16 protein-coding genes, 1 tRNA gene, 1 pseudogene and 1 CRISPR repeat array are annotated in these 14,396 nt (G+C 49.2%); of the genes and pseudogenes, 7 read left to right on the top strand and 11 right to left on the bottom strand.

Annotated features, from left to right (window positions below):
* Positions 1–62: 62 nt before the first annotated feature.
* Together aroQ and JVX88_RS28570 are read right to left on the bottom strand one after the other, a co-directional pair.
* Positions 63–542: a type II 3-dehydroquinate dehydratase gene (gene aroQ, locus JVX88_RS28575; RefSeq protein ID WP_211621922.1), complete on the bottom strand. Its 480-nt coding sequence runs from the start codon at positions 540–542 to the stop codon at positions 63–65.
* Positions 543–880: 338 nt separating this feature from the next.
* On the bottom strand, positions 881–1,525 hold the full coding sequence (locus JVX88_RS28570; RefSeq protein WP_211621921.1) for a hypothetical protein: 645 nt from the start codon (positions 1,523–1,525) through the stop codon (positions 881–883).
* Between the two features lie 211 nt (positions 1,526–1,736).
* On the opposite strand from JVX88_RS28570, the gene JVX88_RS28565 reads away from it, so the two are divergent.
* Complete coding sequence (locus JVX88_RS28565) at positions 1,737–2,165, top strand: NfeD family protein (protein WP_036005978.1); 429 nt, start codon at positions 1,737–1,739, stop codon at positions 2,163–2,165.
* Between the two features lie 226 nt (positions 2,166–2,391).
* The gene (locus tag JVX88_RS28560) at positions 2,392–2,658 is read left to right on the top strand and encodes a hypothetical protein (RefSeq protein WP_211621920.1); all 267 of its coding nucleotides are present in this window, start codon (positions 2,392–2,394) and stop codon (positions 2,656–2,658) included.
* Here JVX88_RS28560 and JVX88_RS28555 read toward each other — a convergent pair.
* From JVX88_RS28555 to JVX88_RS41200, 4 genes and pseudogenes are all read right to left on the bottom strand, one after another.
* On the bottom strand, positions 2,645–3,052 hold the full coding sequence (locus JVX88_RS28555) for a hypothetical protein (RefSeq protein ID WP_211621919.1): 408 nt from the start codon (positions 3,050–3,052) through the stop codon (positions 2,645–2,647). The two genes, JVX88_RS28560 and JVX88_RS28555, sit on opposite strands and share 14 nt — an antisense overlap.
* 176 nt (positions 3,053–3,228) lie before the next feature.
* Positions 3,229–4,008, bottom strand: a complete 780-nt coding sequence (locus JVX88_RS28550; protein ID WP_211621918.1) for a hypothetical protein — start codon at positions 4,006–4,008, stop codon at positions 3,229–3,231.
* A gap of 16 nt (positions 4,009–4,024) precedes the next feature.
* Positions 4,025–4,309 (bottom strand): annotated as a pseudogene (locus JVX88_RS28545) (iron uptake porin); the annotation flags it as partial.
* 453 nt (positions 4,310–4,762) lie between these two features.
* Complete coding sequence (locus JVX88_RS41200) at positions 4,763–7,126, bottom strand: beta-ketoacyl synthase N-terminal-like domain-containing protein (RefSeq protein WP_263975286.1); 2,364 nt, start codon at positions 7,124–7,126, stop codon at positions 4,763–4,765.
* A 26-nt stretch (positions 7,127–7,152) separates the two neighbouring features.
* Here JVX88_RS41200 and JVX88_RS28535 point away from each other — a divergent pair, with 26 nt between their 5' ends.
* Positions 7,153–8,277, top strand: a complete 1,125-nt coding sequence (locus tag JVX88_RS28535; protein WP_211621916.1) for a DEAD/DEAH box helicase — start codon at positions 7,153–7,155, stop codon at positions 8,275–8,277.
* Between the two features lie 113 nt (positions 8,278–8,390).
* Positions 8,391–8,687 carry a pentapeptide repeat-containing protein gene (locus tag JVX88_RS28530; protein WP_225931205.1) on the top strand — a complete coding sequence of 99 codons (297 nt, stop codon included), beginning with the start codon at positions 8,391–8,393 and terminating at the stop codon, positions 8,685–8,687.
* Between the two features lie 22 nt (positions 8,688–8,709).
* A CRISPR array of direct repeats spans positions 8,710–10,176; the repeat unit is 36 nt; unit sequence GTGAATTAACCTTTGATGCCGTGAGGCGTTGAGCAC.
* A gap of 41 nt (positions 10,177–10,217) precedes the next feature.
* Here the strand turns inward: JVX88_RS28530 and JVX88_RS44500 are convergent.
* From JVX88_RS44500 to JVX88_RS28520, 3 genes are all read right to left on the bottom strand, one after another.
* The gene (locus JVX88_RS44500; RefSeq protein WP_410503735.1) at positions 10,218–10,703 is read right to left on the bottom strand and encodes a hypothetical protein; all 486 of its coding nucleotides are present in this window, start codon (positions 10,701–10,703) and stop codon (positions 10,218–10,220) included.
* Positions 10,704–10,839: 136 nt separating this feature from the next.
* Positions 10,840–11,505 (bottom strand): pre-peptidase C-terminal domain-containing protein, encoded by a 666-nt coding sequence (locus JVX88_RS28525; RefSeq protein ID WP_211621915.1) that lies wholly within the window; start codon positions 11,503–11,505, stop codon positions 10,840–10,842.
* Complete coding sequence (locus JVX88_RS28520) at positions 11,502–11,738, bottom strand: hypothetical protein (protein ID WP_211621914.1); 237 nt, start codon at positions 11,736–11,738, stop codon at positions 11,502–11,504. Before JVX88_RS28520 ends, JVX88_RS28525 begins: the two co-directional genes overlap by 4 nt.
* A gap of 42 nt (positions 11,739–11,780) precedes the next feature.
* Here JVX88_RS28520 and JVX88_RS28515 point away from each other — a divergent pair, with 42 nt between their 5' ends.
* Positions 11,781–12,158 carry a hypothetical protein gene (locus JVX88_RS28515; protein ID WP_211621913.1) on the top strand — a complete coding sequence of 126 codons (378 nt, stop codon included), beginning with the start codon at positions 11,781–11,783 and terminating at the stop codon, positions 12,156–12,158.
* A 6-nt stretch (positions 12,159–12,164) separates the two neighbouring features.
* Here the strand turns inward: JVX88_RS28515 and mug are convergent, their stop codons facing one another.
* Entirely contained in the window at positions 12,165–12,716 is a 552-nt protein-coding gene (gene mug, locus JVX88_RS28510; RefSeq protein WP_211621912.1) for a G/U mismatch-specific DNA glycosylase, read from the bottom strand.
* A gap of 198 nt (positions 12,717–12,914) precedes the next feature.
* Between mug and JVX88_RS28505 the strand changes: the two genes are divergently transcribed.
* Positions 12,915–13,778 (top strand): hypothetical protein, encoded by an 864-nt coding sequence (locus JVX88_RS28505; protein WP_211621911.1) that lies wholly within the window; start codon positions 12,915–12,917, stop codon positions 13,776–13,778.
* 48 nt (positions 13,779–13,826) lie between these two features.
* Positions 13,827–13,898 (top strand) — tRNA-Thr (locus JVX88_RS28500).
* Between the two features lie 60 nt (positions 13,899–13,958).
* Here the strand turns inward: JVX88_RS28500 and JVX88_RS28495 are convergent.
* Entirely contained in the window at positions 13,959–14,360 is a 402-nt protein-coding gene (locus JVX88_RS28495) for a hypothetical protein (RefSeq protein ID WP_211621910.1), read from the bottom strand.
* Between the last annotated feature and the right edge of the window lie 36 nt (positions 14,361–14,396).

The raw sequence follows: 14,396 nt of genomic DNA, 5'->3' as shown, positions 1-14,396 counted from the left end.
CTAGCGAATCTTTGGCCATAGTCATTGCTCTGATTGCCCTGAAACACAAGTCAAGATAAGCATCACATCAAGTTTTGCTGCCGTAAATAATGAACCAGAGCGAGCAGCCCCAACCGATAGCTCTCTGCACCGAAGCCGCTGATTTGACCAACCGCGACCGGAGCAATGTAGGAATGGTGACGAAAGGCTTCTCGCTTGTAGACATTGCTGAGATGGACTTCAACCGTGGGAATGGCAACTCCGGCAATCGCGTCCCGGATAGCAACGCTGGTGTGGGTATAGGCTCCTGGATTGATCAAAATCCCCTGATGCTGACCGAACGCAGCATGAATCGCATCCACGAGCGCTCCCTCATGATTGGACTGAAAGGCAGTCACCTTCACTCGCAGCGAGCGTCCTTCCTGCTCTAGCATCTGGTTGATGTCAGCCAGGGTAGTGGCACCGTAGACCGTAGGTTCTCGTTGTCCCAATAAGTTCAAGTTAGGGCCATGCAGAACTAATATGCTGTGGGTTAAATTTCCGGTGGAATCCGTAGCAGTCAATTCGTCCTCCCTGTTTGCTCAATTTTTTTTTAACACACTCAATTTTTTATTTTTTAACAACAGAAAGGGGCCGAACTAACGACCCCTCTCGCGAAATATTCTTTTCATGCAGTCTGTCGAAATACAAACACTCAACAATCAAACGCCCTTGACATAACAAGTGGCATCTCACAGAAAATCACCTCAGCCAAATTATCAGAAACCTATCTGCAAAGCATTCAAGTTTCTACATCGTTTGACTCACAAACCGCCAGCTTGCAACCCATCGGCAGCTCACAAATTGGTGAAACCAAAATTGGTGAAACTAAGGTTGGATTAACGACGGCGCTGGGGTTCTCTTACCGGTACTGGAATCGGCTCAGGTTCGGGTTGCGCTTCTGGACCCAAGCCTCGCTTTGAATTGAATCAACTGGGTCACTCGCATCGACCACAATCTCCCGCAAGCGCAAGCGCCATCCTTCGACATGCAGATTTTCGGCCACCAGCAAACTGCTACTCACCCCTTGAGGCTTCAACGCTTGCCAGAGCTGGAACATGTGCCAAAGCCAATTGAGCTGACGCACCGCTGGCGCAGTCGGCCAAGCGCTTTCTAGCAGCGGTAGCAGATTCCCAGTAGCATCGATGGGGGCATTCTCCAGCAGCAAAATGGGCGACTCGTCAACTGGATGGATACTAAACAGTCCGGGCAGGTGCAGCCGTTGGGAATGTAGCTGCAGATAGGGCAGCGCTGAGTCCGGGATCTGGGCGGGCGCTTCCGGTAACAGTCCGGGCTGGGTGTCGAGCCAAACTTGCGGACTGACCACAGCATAGCGACAGTCCACCAGCATACCCACCGCCATCTGAGCCGCTTTTCTACCCACGGCCCAAAGATAGCGATAGGTCAATGGACTCTGGCAGCGATCGCAGGTGACTTGCCCCACCTGATTCTCAGCGTAGAGGCAGTCTGGATTTGGGCATTGAAGTTTAACAGCAAAACGACTCATGGGCCTAGCCAAAACATTACTAAAACATTGCAATCCTGGGATGACAGCCTGGACTGTGAGCTAGATTGGGGACATGGATGCTGTTTCCCGCGCTTGCAATCCCCTGTTATATCGCGTTTCTCCAAATGCGACTCACGCTGATGCTGAAATTTAGAAACTGGGAATGTTGAGGGCGGACTGCCGTATCCTGACGCTTTATTAGTTGAGTTCTATGCCGAGTGCTCCAATTCTCTGGCTGACTGCCGGTTTAATTCTTTGCTTGATGGAGTTGGTCCTGCCCACTGCATTTGTGGAGCTGACGATGGGAGTCAGTGCCCTGATTGTGGGGGTGATCGCCTGGTTTGTGCCTTCTCTGACGGTACAGGTCGTGCTGTGGCTGCTGCTGTCAATTGCTTTGACCGTGCTGCTACGCCGCCTTTTGCCCAAACGATCTCGCACCATCATTGAAGATGCCAAAGAAGCCAAAACCCTGACGGAAATTGCCCCTGGCGAAACCGGACGGGTGCTCTACGAAGGCAACTCCTGGCAGGCTCGCTGCGAAGATGACCGCATGACTATTGCCCCGGATCAGCGAGTCTATGTGGTGGGTCGGCGCGGCACCACCCTGATTGTGATTCCCGAATCGCTGGTGCAGCTGTGAAAAGTGTTGAGTTCCAAGTTTTGAGTTTTGTAGCTCGCTTCTGCGTAGCAGTGTTTTGAGTTGTAGTGGCGCAGTCTGTGCTGACACAGTGTTTCGTTTTTCTCGGAGGTGTGCGCAGTCCCACCTAGTTTGTTTAGTCGCGGTTTGAACCGCCGGTTCTATTGAAAAACAGAATTTAGGTTGGTGTTGGGATCAGGCATTGTTTTGAGTTACAGAGAGGTTTGACATGGGAGAACTATTTTCGGTTTTAGTCGCATTGATTTTAGGCGGCGCAGGGATAGCAGGTTCGGTACGCATCATCAACCAAGGCGAAATGGATCAGCGAGCAGTGGAACATCTACAGGCTCACCAGGAATTACATTTAATGTGTCCGGAACGTCATCAAATCTGTCTTCAATCAAGTAAATACCCGCATCAATATGTTTACCGTTTCATACAATGCATAGGAAATGTAGCTAAAGTCCTCAAATTTATCAATTTCAAAATATACTAAAATACACTGGATTATATAAAATAGGTTCTTTTAAAACCCCTGCTTTTTTAAGCTCGTCAAGCCATTCTTGCTTTCCTAAGCCTAGTTGATAGGTGTGAGTTTTCGTATTAACAATGAAGTAACCGGGATGTTGTTTGCCTTCCACGAGTCGTTGTAATTCTGGTGTAAGCGGATCAATTCTACCAAAGATAATATCGCCTTTGACGTTAATGCCTGTAATGTACTCTTCAGGAACTAACACTGTTGTCCCCGGATAGGTGATAGCAAAGCTAATACCACTTGTTTTAACGATTTTATATCCATTTACCAGATTACCTTCATAATCAATTGGCATACAGGCAAGGCAAAGCCATAAGGCTAGAATCAATGTGAGTTTATTGAGTTGCTGTGTCATTTTTGAAGTTGTTCTCCTCAAGTAGATGAATCGAAAGGTCATCTGTCCTGAAAGCGTGTTGGCCATTGAATGAGTTATGGGGAGAATGAAGTATCTCAACATAATTTCTTTCATTGCTGAGATACTTGTTCTACTTTACTTCTCTTACAGGAGCAATTGATTCCTAAATCAGGAAATCAATTATATGCAGGGCTAGTCCAGCCAGTATCAGTAATTGTCCATGATGCTGTCAGTGCGTATGGTGTGGGATTGCCAGGCAATTCCTGATTTCCAGGAATTAAATTCAGCTCATCCAAGGCGTCTACAAATCTGTCGTTGACTGAGTAGCGTAGCTCCAAAGTATATGGGTAGGAGACATAACTAGGATGGGAGGCATATCTTCCAATGTGGGGATTGCTCCGGTCGATTGTGGCAGTGTATTCTAGCTTCAGTATACTCTTCCCCATTGAGAAGATTACTGGTTCAGCATTTACACTGTCCGTTGATTCTCCCGTTACTTGAGTCGGTGTCCCTGTGGATGCTTGCCGATTGATTTCGTTGATTGCGTCGTATTTAAGCTTGGAAGCTCCTCGCCGAACGTCAGGAGCAGTTCGATAGGTTTCCAGCAACCCCCAGTCTGCTAAATCCACCGGAGCACCGCCTCCTTCATAGTAGTGTTGGATGAATCTGGGCGTGTCACCCGGAAAAATACCAAATAGCCGATAGAATGGATTGCCCGGTGGAGTCCTAATCGTCAGCGTTGGATCAACTTGGGGTAGACGGGGGAGTTGTTTGGGGCGCAAGTCTACAGGAGTGTCAGCAAGTTGAAGAATTGTCTGCGAGAACTTGAGTACTGCGGTGGGGTTGGCAAACCCTTGCACTAACGTCTGGAGTGCTTCAACCGTTGCGTCTAATTGTGTCCCATCTTGAGAGTTCCAAGCCAGATCTAGAAAGGCAATGAGGGGTTCTCCTTGCAAATTGGTTGTAGCTTCTGCAGGCATTCACCCCAGCAGCAAATTCAAACCGAGCCAGGGCACGCTGTCCGCGATAGGTCTGGTCTGGATAGCCGACAATGCAGCCATAGCGTTCGACCAGTGATTGCAACGCTTGATACGCCCAATCCGTCGGCTGCACATCAGAGAGCTGCGTCACAGAGGTGATTTGGTCAAGAGTACCTGAATCTAGCAAGTCAGTTGCGCTTGTCGAGTCAATCTCATTGTCGGGAACTGCCTCATTTGATAAAGCAGGTTGTTCTTCAACGGTTTGCTCCTCGACAATTTCACTTGTAGGAGTGACCTGACTCAACTGATCTAAATCTGATGAATCAACTGTTATATTCTGTAGCCTACGCTCAGTAATCGATTCAGATATGCTGAAGCTATCTGAATTGCGCTGGTCAAGAGTATCCTGTAGATTCGCATATCTGAATGCATCGATGCCTGCTGTATCTACGTTTGTAGTTAACGAACCAGTTAACAAATCGGTAATTGGCGTATTCCCTGATTCTATCAATATCTCTACACGACTGTTTTCTCCACCAACATCAGTTGATTCAAACGCAGTAGCAATAGATGTATTGAGTAATCCAATTACGCTGAAAAGAGTCGATACGAATAAACAACGCATCAAAATTAAAGAAAACACAGGCTTCACTCCTTCACACACAATTGTAGAGTTGAGAACTCAAGTGGGGAGACGCAGATTCTACATCTTGAGTAATGGGTCAGTTACTTACTTCACCCGTTTCACACTCGGCGGTGCCCAAGTTCCGTTAAGGGCTTCAGCTTTCGGCCAATACAGACGCAGATTCATCGTGAAAGCTCCACTCTGCGGGGCTGGTAGCCAGTTCGATTCTTGGTCTTTTCCAGGGGATTCTCGTTGAATATATAAATCAAGCGAACCGTCTGGATTAAACGTGAGATTGTCCCGATCGCCGATTGCATACCGATCGATTGAATTAGCGGTAAAAAGCTGACGCTCATCGTACATGGTGAGTGACCAAAAAGCACGAACTGGCGGGATTTGATCTGGCTCAAAATGCAACACATACTGCTTGTCACTGTGCAGCGGCTGACCGTCCTCATCGGTAAACACAGTTGGATAAATGGCATCCTCGATCACGTTAGCTCCCAGCCCCGCGTAGGCAACACCCGCCCGATGCAAATAGTCGGTTCCATAGGTGCCAATAGCAGTCAAGTTCGTGCGCCAACCATTGGCATAGGTCCCAGAGTAAGTCCACACCTGCTTGATCAGTTTGAGGGCGGCAGCTGGAGCAGCGTTCAGGGCATCCTGCACCTCCGGCGGCGCATCCGCGAGCGTGAAACTCTTTCCTGGTTCAATGCCAATTCGCTTCATGCGGTCGAGCATCGGATAGTCGTTTGCGTGGGGTGGGTTGTCTTTCATCAGATCGGCAAACATCCCGAAGAAAGTTGCGGCATCCATTTTGTCCACCTGCTCGGGCGGGGCAGACATATCCTGATTGGGGTTCACCGTATGCTTTGGTGGCGTGTAGGGCTTACCGTAGGCGCTCAGGGGCGTGACCGCAACGTCGGTTAGGTTGAGGTCGGGATGCTGGGTTAGGTGATCGGCGAGTTGCTGGATTGAGGTGTGCAGGGCGGAGGGAGTTTTGGCCGAGAGGAGCAATAAATGGTGCGAATGGGATTGTGACGTTGCTTTTGATATTTCGGGAGCTTCTTCGAGAATCAGATGGGCATTAGTACCACCCATGCCAAAGGAACTGACTCCGGCGCGGCGCGGTGAATCATTAATGGACAAATTGTTTCCCCAGTTGCGTAACTGAGTGTTGACGTAAAAGGGACTGTGTTCAAAGTCGATTTGGGGATTAGTTGATTGAAAATTGAGACTGGGCGGAATCTGTCGGTGTTTCAGGGCTAGAGCTGTTTTAATCAGGCCGGCAATGCCAGCAGCAGCATCGAGATGACCAATATTGGTTTTGAGGGAGCCGATGGCGCAAAACTGTTGCTTTTGGGTATGCTGACGAAAGGCTTTTGTGAGGGCCGCGATTTCAATTGGGTCGCCAAGGGCGGTGCCGGTGCCGTGGGCTTCGATATATTGGATGGTTTCCGGTGAGCAGTTGGCTCGCTCTAGGGCGGTGGTGATCACGGCGGCTTGTCCGGTGACGCTAGGGGCGGTAAGTCCGACTTTTTGGGCACCGTCGTTGTTGATGGCAGAGCCTTTGATCACGGCATAGATCGAGTCCCCATCCCGCACGGCTTCCGACAGACGTTTGAGCACAACAATGCCGACTCCATTGCCGAACACGGTTCCCTGAGCGGCGGCGTCAAAGGCGCGACAAACCCCATCTGGGGAGAGCACACCATCATTTTGGTAGCGGTAGCCCCGTTGCTCCGAGGCATCGATCGAAACACCTCCGGCCAAGGCCATGTCGCATTCTCGATTCAGCAAGCTCTGACAGGCGAGATGGACGGCAACCAGAGAGGTGGAGCAACCGGTTTGGATGCCGCAGCTAGGGCCAGTCAGGTTGAGTTTGTAGGAAACGCGGGTAGGCATCAGTCCCATCACATTACTGACCACCGCCTGCACCCGATCAACCGAATTTCTCAGATTGGGATGGGTGTAGAGGTTGATCAAATAGCTGTTCAGGCCAGCTCCCGCGTAGACTCCAATCCGGCCCGGATAGCGATCGGGGTCATAGCCCGCATGTTCGAGGGCAGTCCAGGCGCATTCTAGAAACACCCGATGCTGCGGATCGAGGAGTTCGGCTTCTCTGGGGGAATAGCCGAAAAAGGCGGCATCAAATCCGGCAATGTCTGCAAAGCTGGCGTAGGCGTTGACATAGTTAGCTGAATACGAGGATTCTGTAGATAGTTCAGAGGTCGTTTCGTTTAGCGTCGATGGATTCAGAACCTGAATCGAGGCAATTCCTTGACAAAGATTTTGCCAGAATTGTTCTATTGTCTCTGCACCGGGAAATCGCCCTGCCATTCCCACAATCGCTACTCGTTCCTGCTTTGATTGTTCAACGGCAGCTAGTTTGGCACGAGCTTCTTTGAGCGCTGCCAGGACGCGCTGGGGTGAAATGGTTTCGGTAGAGAGGGTATCAAAGTTGTTCAACCCATCCCAAGGCCGTGCATCTCGCCATGACCGCGACTCCCTATCGGCTGGGGCGGGAGCAGTTGGGCGACCACATGCAGACCTTTGTAGCATCCCCCATTCCAGCCGAACTTCAGCGTATGGGCTATCTGGCTCCAATGCAGTATTACGGTGTGCCCAGCGGCTCAGAGATCAACCTCTCCGAGGTGCGGACTGTGGCTGGAGACTACGATGAGCGGGATCTGAAAAATGCCTGTGACCGACCGGAACTGGTGCAGCGGATTGTGGAAGAGTGGCATCGCCTTACGCCCGGTAAACGCACGATCGCTTTCTGTGTGGATGTGGAACATGCGCGTCACGTTGCCGAAGCCTTCAAAGCATCTGGAGTTGCTGCGGCTGTCGTGGATGGCAGTACGCCCATCAAAGAACGGCACCAGCTCTATCAGGATTTGGGAGCGGGCTGGCTGCTGGTGTTGACCTCCTGTAACGTGATCAGTATCGGGTTTGATGAGCCGAGTGTGGAGGTTGGGCTGTTGCTGCGTCCGACTCAGTCTCGTGCTTTACACTATCAGCAGGTTGGCCGCTTGTTGCGCATCTCGCCTGTCACCGGCAAGACCTGCGGCATTATTCTAGATCAGGCTGGTAATCTGCGCCGCTTGGGCTTCCCAGAAGATATCAAGGAATACCATCTACCCACTAGCAAGGAACCTGGTACCACCGAAACCACGCCCACCAAACAATGCCCCCATTGCAACCGTCTCGTTTGGGGGTTTGTGATGACTTGTCCTAGCTGTCGCTATGTTTGGGAAACCGAGCCGCAGATTCGTACCGATGACTTGGTCGAGGTTTACAGCGAAGAGTTACTGCGCCAGATCGAACGCCGCAAAATGTACGAATTCTTCCGAACCCAGCGGCAAAAAACCTTCCGGGAAGGATCTGCCCCCAACTGGACCAAACGGGTGTTTTACGAACAGTTCGGCTGTTTACCGGAAACAGACTGGTGCCTTGGCTCGATTTTTGGCGACACACCCAGCCTAGAGGACAAGTACGCCTATCGAGACTATCTGATCCAAACGGCGCAGCGGCATGGCAAATCGATCGCCTGGGTAATCGAAGAGTTTCAGCAGGAGTTTGGCTTTGATAGCTGGCAAGATGTGTTTTTGCCGAACTGAATCGGCTGGAGACAAGTCTCTTACCTAATCACTGCTACGTTTTACTGCTATTGCTGCCAGCAGAGAATTTTTTCAGTACACTTTGAACGATCCACTAGTGAGCGTGTGAATCTATGAGAGCTTACCTTCCCGGCGTTGTTGCCTTGACCTTGCTGGTAGCAGGAGGAGGAATGCCCGCTGCCTATGCGGAAAATCTGGAACACACCCAGCAACTGCTGACTACTAAAGAATGTCCTGGCTGTGATCTCAACCGAGCTGGATTAGTCTACGTCCAGCTGATGGGCGCTAATTTGGCAGCGGCCAACCTGATTCAGGCCAACTTTAGCCATGCTAATCTCAGCGGGGCCGATCTGAGCCAAGCCCAACTCAATGGGGCCGTGTTGTTTGGAGCTGACCTATTTGGAATCTGAGTTAGCCAAGGTTTTTGATTATGTGAATTAACCTTTGATGCCGTGAGGCGTTGAGCACGTATTACTGAAGGAGCACGTGATGTTTGGAACCTGGTGAATTAACCTTTGATGCCGTGAGGCGTTGAGCACGGAAACCTCGTAGTTCTCGAGACCGAACTTGGCCAGGGTGAATTAACCTTTGATGCCGTGAGGCGTTGAGCACCCAACATTGATAAGGTAGACCCGTTGTTTAGGGCTAGTGAATTAACCTTTGATGCCGTGAGGCGTTGAGCACTCTAGTTTACCCAGTGGAATCCAAGAAGTTTTAGGAGTGAATTAACCTTTGATGCCGTGAGGCGTTGAGCACACTACATCTATAAAGAATTAGACACAGAAAATTACTGTGAATTAACCTTTGATGCCGTGAGGCGTTGAGCACTTAGAGCTTTCGTAGATAGACGGAGTTGTAACATGTGAATTAACCTTTGATGCCGTGAGGCGTTGAGCACAACTACACCAGGATATCAACTCGGAAAATATATCAGTGAATTAACCTTTGATGCCGTGAGGCGTTGAGCACTCAAAGGCCCCATCAAAGGCCTCTCCTACTAACTGTGAATTAACCTTTGATGCCGTGAGGCGTTGAGCACCTATTAGAAGAGTACTTAACAAAACTTTACAATCGTGAATTAACCTTTGATGCCGTGAGGCGTTGAGCACGTAGTTTGCAACCATTGTACACAATTTTGACGATTGTGAATTAACCTTTGATGCCGTGAGGCGTTGAGCACATTAGTTGTCCTCCTAGACACGGTAAGTCTAGGTTGTGAATTAACCTTTGATGCCGTGAGGCGTTGAGCACATTATACGTTTCAGTATAGTCCAGTGATAGCTTTGTGTGAATTAACCTTTGATGCCGTGAGGCGTTGAGCACCCATCGAGTACAAGTTGGTTGAGGGTAATGGATTCTGTGAATTAACCTTTGATGCCGTGAGGCGTTGAGCACAAGAGGAAGTTTCTTCTGAAGTCCAGGAGTTTTTCGAGTGAATTAACCTTTGATGCCGTGAGGCGTTGAGCACGCCAAATCCTGGTCTGATAGCGTCAACAGTACAATCGTGAATTAACCTTTGATGCCGTGAGGCGTTGAGCACAATCTATTAGGGTTAAGAACCATCAATGAATCTATTGTGAATTAACCTTTGATGCCGTGAGGCGTTGAGCACTTATGTAAGGCCAAAATTATTGATGAGTTAGGACTAGTGAATTAACCTTTGATGCCGTGAGGCGTTGAGCACTCGCCACGTGCAGGTCAATAGGACTTAAACACCTTGGTGAATTAACCTTTGATGCCGTGAGGCGTTGAGCACCTAATTGATTCAAAAAACATCTGCTAATTGACTCAAGTGAATTAACCTTTGATGCCGTGAGGCGTTGAGCACTTATAGCCTTCCAAGTACTTTTTGAACTTAAAGTGGTGAATTAACCTTTGATGCCGTGAGGCGTTGAGCACCCATGTTATAATAATAATATTAGCATAAGTTATAGTGTGAATTAACCTTTGGCTTTTGCATCTTGCGAGTATTCCTGCACCAATTCTGCAAAGGATTGCTCTTGTTCATGCAGCCGGAAATAAAATTCGCGGGCAATCTCCTCGTCCTTAAGCCGAATAAAGGAATAAATCACTTGATCCAATGCCTGCTTACGCTGAAGAAAATAAGACGGGAGTTTGACATCCCAATTCTGGTGTTTGAACTTCTCAATCCGAATCAAGCGGATCAGCAGAGACTCCAGATCTTCAGTCGTTAAATCGCGGCTTCTGCAAAATGCTTGTTTGGCTGCATCTGAGTCTAGGTGATATTCGGTGATTAACTGGTGCTGGGCTTGCTCAATTTGATCCGGCGTGCACTCAATTGTCGCAATTGCTTGATCGATAATCAGTTCTCGCCGCAATTTTGGCAGAAGTTGATAATGCCTGATGCGGGTTAGAATTTCATCAGCAGTAACGATCTGAGAACCAACTTGTAGAACAGTAGACATAACCATTTTTATTAAACTGATAGCGTATTTGAGCAGAGCAAGATAGGGAGAGAATAAATGGGTAGATAGATAGTTTTGATTTACCTACCCATCAACAGAAGAATGCTAGAGAAGCAACTCAAAAGTGTTGTAGAGCTTACGACCTTGCTGACATATGCAAACCGTAATTGACACTACCTGAAAGAGAGACCACTTCAACGAAATAATTACCCGCACCCAGTTGTCTTGAAATATTTTCTTGGCTTCTTGCTCCAGTCGAAGCGGCAACAAATTCACCTGAATCGATACGTTTATTGTTATTCGCATCTCGATACAATCTCAGATCCGTATTCGCCGTACTGAAATTAGGATCAGACAGATTGATGCTGACATTTCTGGTCGCTCCGATCTGGAAGCCGTAGAAGTCTGTGCGATCGTTACTGTTATGCACTGAGCCTTCATAGCGGCGAGATCCATTCAATTGGCCAATATTTTTAGCTTGACTCGCAACATTATTTGGCTCTGACTCACGCGCCACTTTTGGAGTAACAGTAATATCTAGTGAATAGTTGGCAGCAGGTCCTCCTTTACTAACTTGGGCATAGAATTCGTCGAGTTCAGAAGCTGCGCCTTCCAGCACAATTGTCTTTGAGGATTTGCCCAGCGTGCTGTCGATCAATTCGCTCGACTCAAGTTGACCATTTCGGTTCGAGTCACGAAATAGAGAAACGGTTCCATTTGCTCCAGATAAGCTTAATTTAATTTCGCAGGTTGCTGGGTTGCCCGTCAGAAATCGAAAAATATCTCGATCATCAAAACTCACACTGCCTTCTCGTTTCGCCGTTCTGGCTTCCCTAACTCCGGTCCGGGAAATTGCACCGATGTTGTCGGCAGTGGCAACTGTATTGTTGGGTTCGCGTTCTTGAGCCATTTTTGAAACTCCTTAGAAATAAAAGGGTGAAATTCGATTGAATGATGGTTGAATGGCAACAGCTCAACCTGCTTCGTTCCATCTGTATCTAAGTTAGCGATCACAGCGATCCAGAACCGATCCAAAACCGTTTTAAAGGCAGGGCGTTCTAAACTATTTCAGTTGGATTGTTCGGCTTTGGGCAGTTGATCGATTTGCTGCTGATTCCAGGCATGGTAGAGAAGCGCAACATTTACTTACGAGGACTGTACGCCAGAAATTTAGATTTATCAAACGTTCAGCCTGCGGTGACGCTGAATTTGGGCCAATTATCCCAGCTCCAGCCCCAACCTCTAGTCGAACCGCCTGCTGTGAGTCCCCTGCATAGGCTGCTGCGGATTGCTCAGGAGCAGGGCGGCACACTCTCGGCGGCGCAAGTAGCCCTCTACACCGGGTTGGAGCCAGAAGCCGTGCAGAGTTTGCTGCAGGAGGCACAAAGGCATGGTTATGCTGAGGTTTGTAATGATCCTCAAACGGGTGCGGTGCGCTATCGCTTTGATGTGTGAAGAATACTACAGCAGCGCTAGCCGGAGGGCCTGGTACACCTGAGTTAAGTCCGCGAGCTGATAGTGGGCATTTAGGCCGCTGGGATTGGGCAACACCCACAGCAGGGCACCCTGAAATGATTCTGGCTGCTGACCTACGGCGGCCTTGGGGCGATTGAAGGCGGTGCGATAGGCGGAAACTCCCAGAACGGCTAATACTCGCGGTTGGTAACGGTCCACTTTTGCTGCCAGCATCTGATGTCCGGCGATGAGTTCGGATGGCGCTAGTTCGTCAGCTCTGGCCGTGGCCCGATCGACAATATTGGTGACGCCATAGCCCAAGGGGAGCAATTTCTGATCTTCAGCCGGACTAAACAGCCGTTCAGTAAACCCAGCGGCATGAAGGGTTTTCCAGAAGCGATTGCCCGGACGGGCAAAGTGGTGGCCCACGGCGGCACTATACAAACTGGGGTTGATGCCGCAGAACAACACCTGCAAATTGGGCGCAATGATGTCAGGAACCGTTTGGTTGATGGCAGCCTCGATTTCTGCTCTGGTCGGTTTCGGGAAGGCAGACATGGCGAAAGCAAGGGCAAAGGCAGGCGGTACTTCGTTAACTTAACCTATTTTTGGTCGCGTCCCTCCCGGTTTTCCTCTACAATTGCTCCAACCCAGATCAATCTCATGCCGCCGAGAGAGTAGGTTTGGCCGCCTTTTTTCTATCTTTAAAAAACCTGGTTTATCCGCAGCCTGATCGCTAATTTTGACCGCCAATCTATGGTAAAGCAACTCCAGCCGCCAGATCCCCAACCGGGTCAGCCAAAAACTAAACAGCAGTTTGAACAAGAACGCATGCTCGATGTGCTGTTTCTACTCGATTTGATGTTTGTACGAGAAGAAGCAACCGTCAAGCAGATTGTGGATTGTCTCTATGATATCGGTTCGATCAATCTAATCAACCAGCGGGTGCCGAGCCGCCATCTCAAGCTCTGCGCCAGATGGATTGCCCGCTTCTCAAAGCCAGCCTTTCGGTTTTTTTTCCTGCGCTGGTTTAAGCGTAACTGTCCTCAACTGATTGCGGATTGGCTCTATAACCAGGTGAAGTTTGAACCTCAGCAAATTACTAAAGCGGTAGAAGCGGTGGAAGTGGCGGAGGCGGCTCAAATCCAGCCCACACCGGCAGTGACCGAACTGGACGAACAGAACGCCCTGGATCACTCGGCTCTGTTCCGCTTGTTGCGTCGCGCTTGGGCCAAATCTTATCAGGATGGCCGCACGGCTCAAATTCACACCAAAGATGGCTTCAACCCAAAATGGGAGCAAACCGCTGTCCTGAAACAAATGGTGCAGGACTTTGCAGCCACGGCCAAACAGGACGGCATCATGCCGATTGTGCTGCTAATCAACGACCGGGGTTATGATGACCATCTCTATCAGTTATTGCAACCAACGCTAGAACAACACAATATTCCCTTTGTCAGTACCCATGAAGTGGCACCAGCCACCGATCAGAAAAACTTTATTGCTGATGGCCACTTCATTCCAGAAGCTGATCAAAAAATTGCCGCCAAGGTTCTAGAGCTAATCAATACAACGCTGAATCGTGCTCCGGCTCCCAAAGCTACTCCTGCCTCTCCTTGACTTAGTTCGACGCTATTAAACGCTTGCTGCTATACTGGTAAAGCGTTTGCCGGTGTAGCTCAGTGGTAGAGCACTCGATTCGTAATCGAGCGGTCGTGAGTTCAAATCTCATCACCGGCTTTGGCAACGGATGAAACGGATGGGGCCATCTTGGATCGCTGAACCCCTCGAACGGATCAGTTAGACTTGATTATTGGGGAAGAGGATTAGCTTCGCCGCAAATCCTAATACTGCTAGAAATAGAGCCACTAGAAATGACCACAAGCGGTTGTCCTGGGATCTCAGTTGCAGCCTGATGTCTGTAATTTGAGTCTCGGTACTTCTTCTGAGGTCGGCGATTTGAGTTTCAGTGCTCTTTTTGAGGTCGGTGATTTGAGTTTCAGTACTCTTTTTGAGGTCAGCGATTTGGGTTTCAGTGCTCTTTTTGAAGTCAGAGACCTGAGTCTCTAGTGCTTTTAACCGTTCGTCAGTTCGGGCTTGATTCAGCTTGATATCTTGAACATCCGTCTGGATGCCTTCTACCAGGGTAGTCAGCTTGCCCAGTTGTTTTAGCACCTCTGCTGTGTCGGTGGTTTGGGTCATGATCACTCAACAGGCTGTGGGTTTGCTAAATTTCAT

The sequence above is a fragment of the Leptolyngbya sp. 7M genome (assembly GCF_018128485.1).
This window is presented reverse-complemented; position numbering and strand designations above follow the sequence as displayed.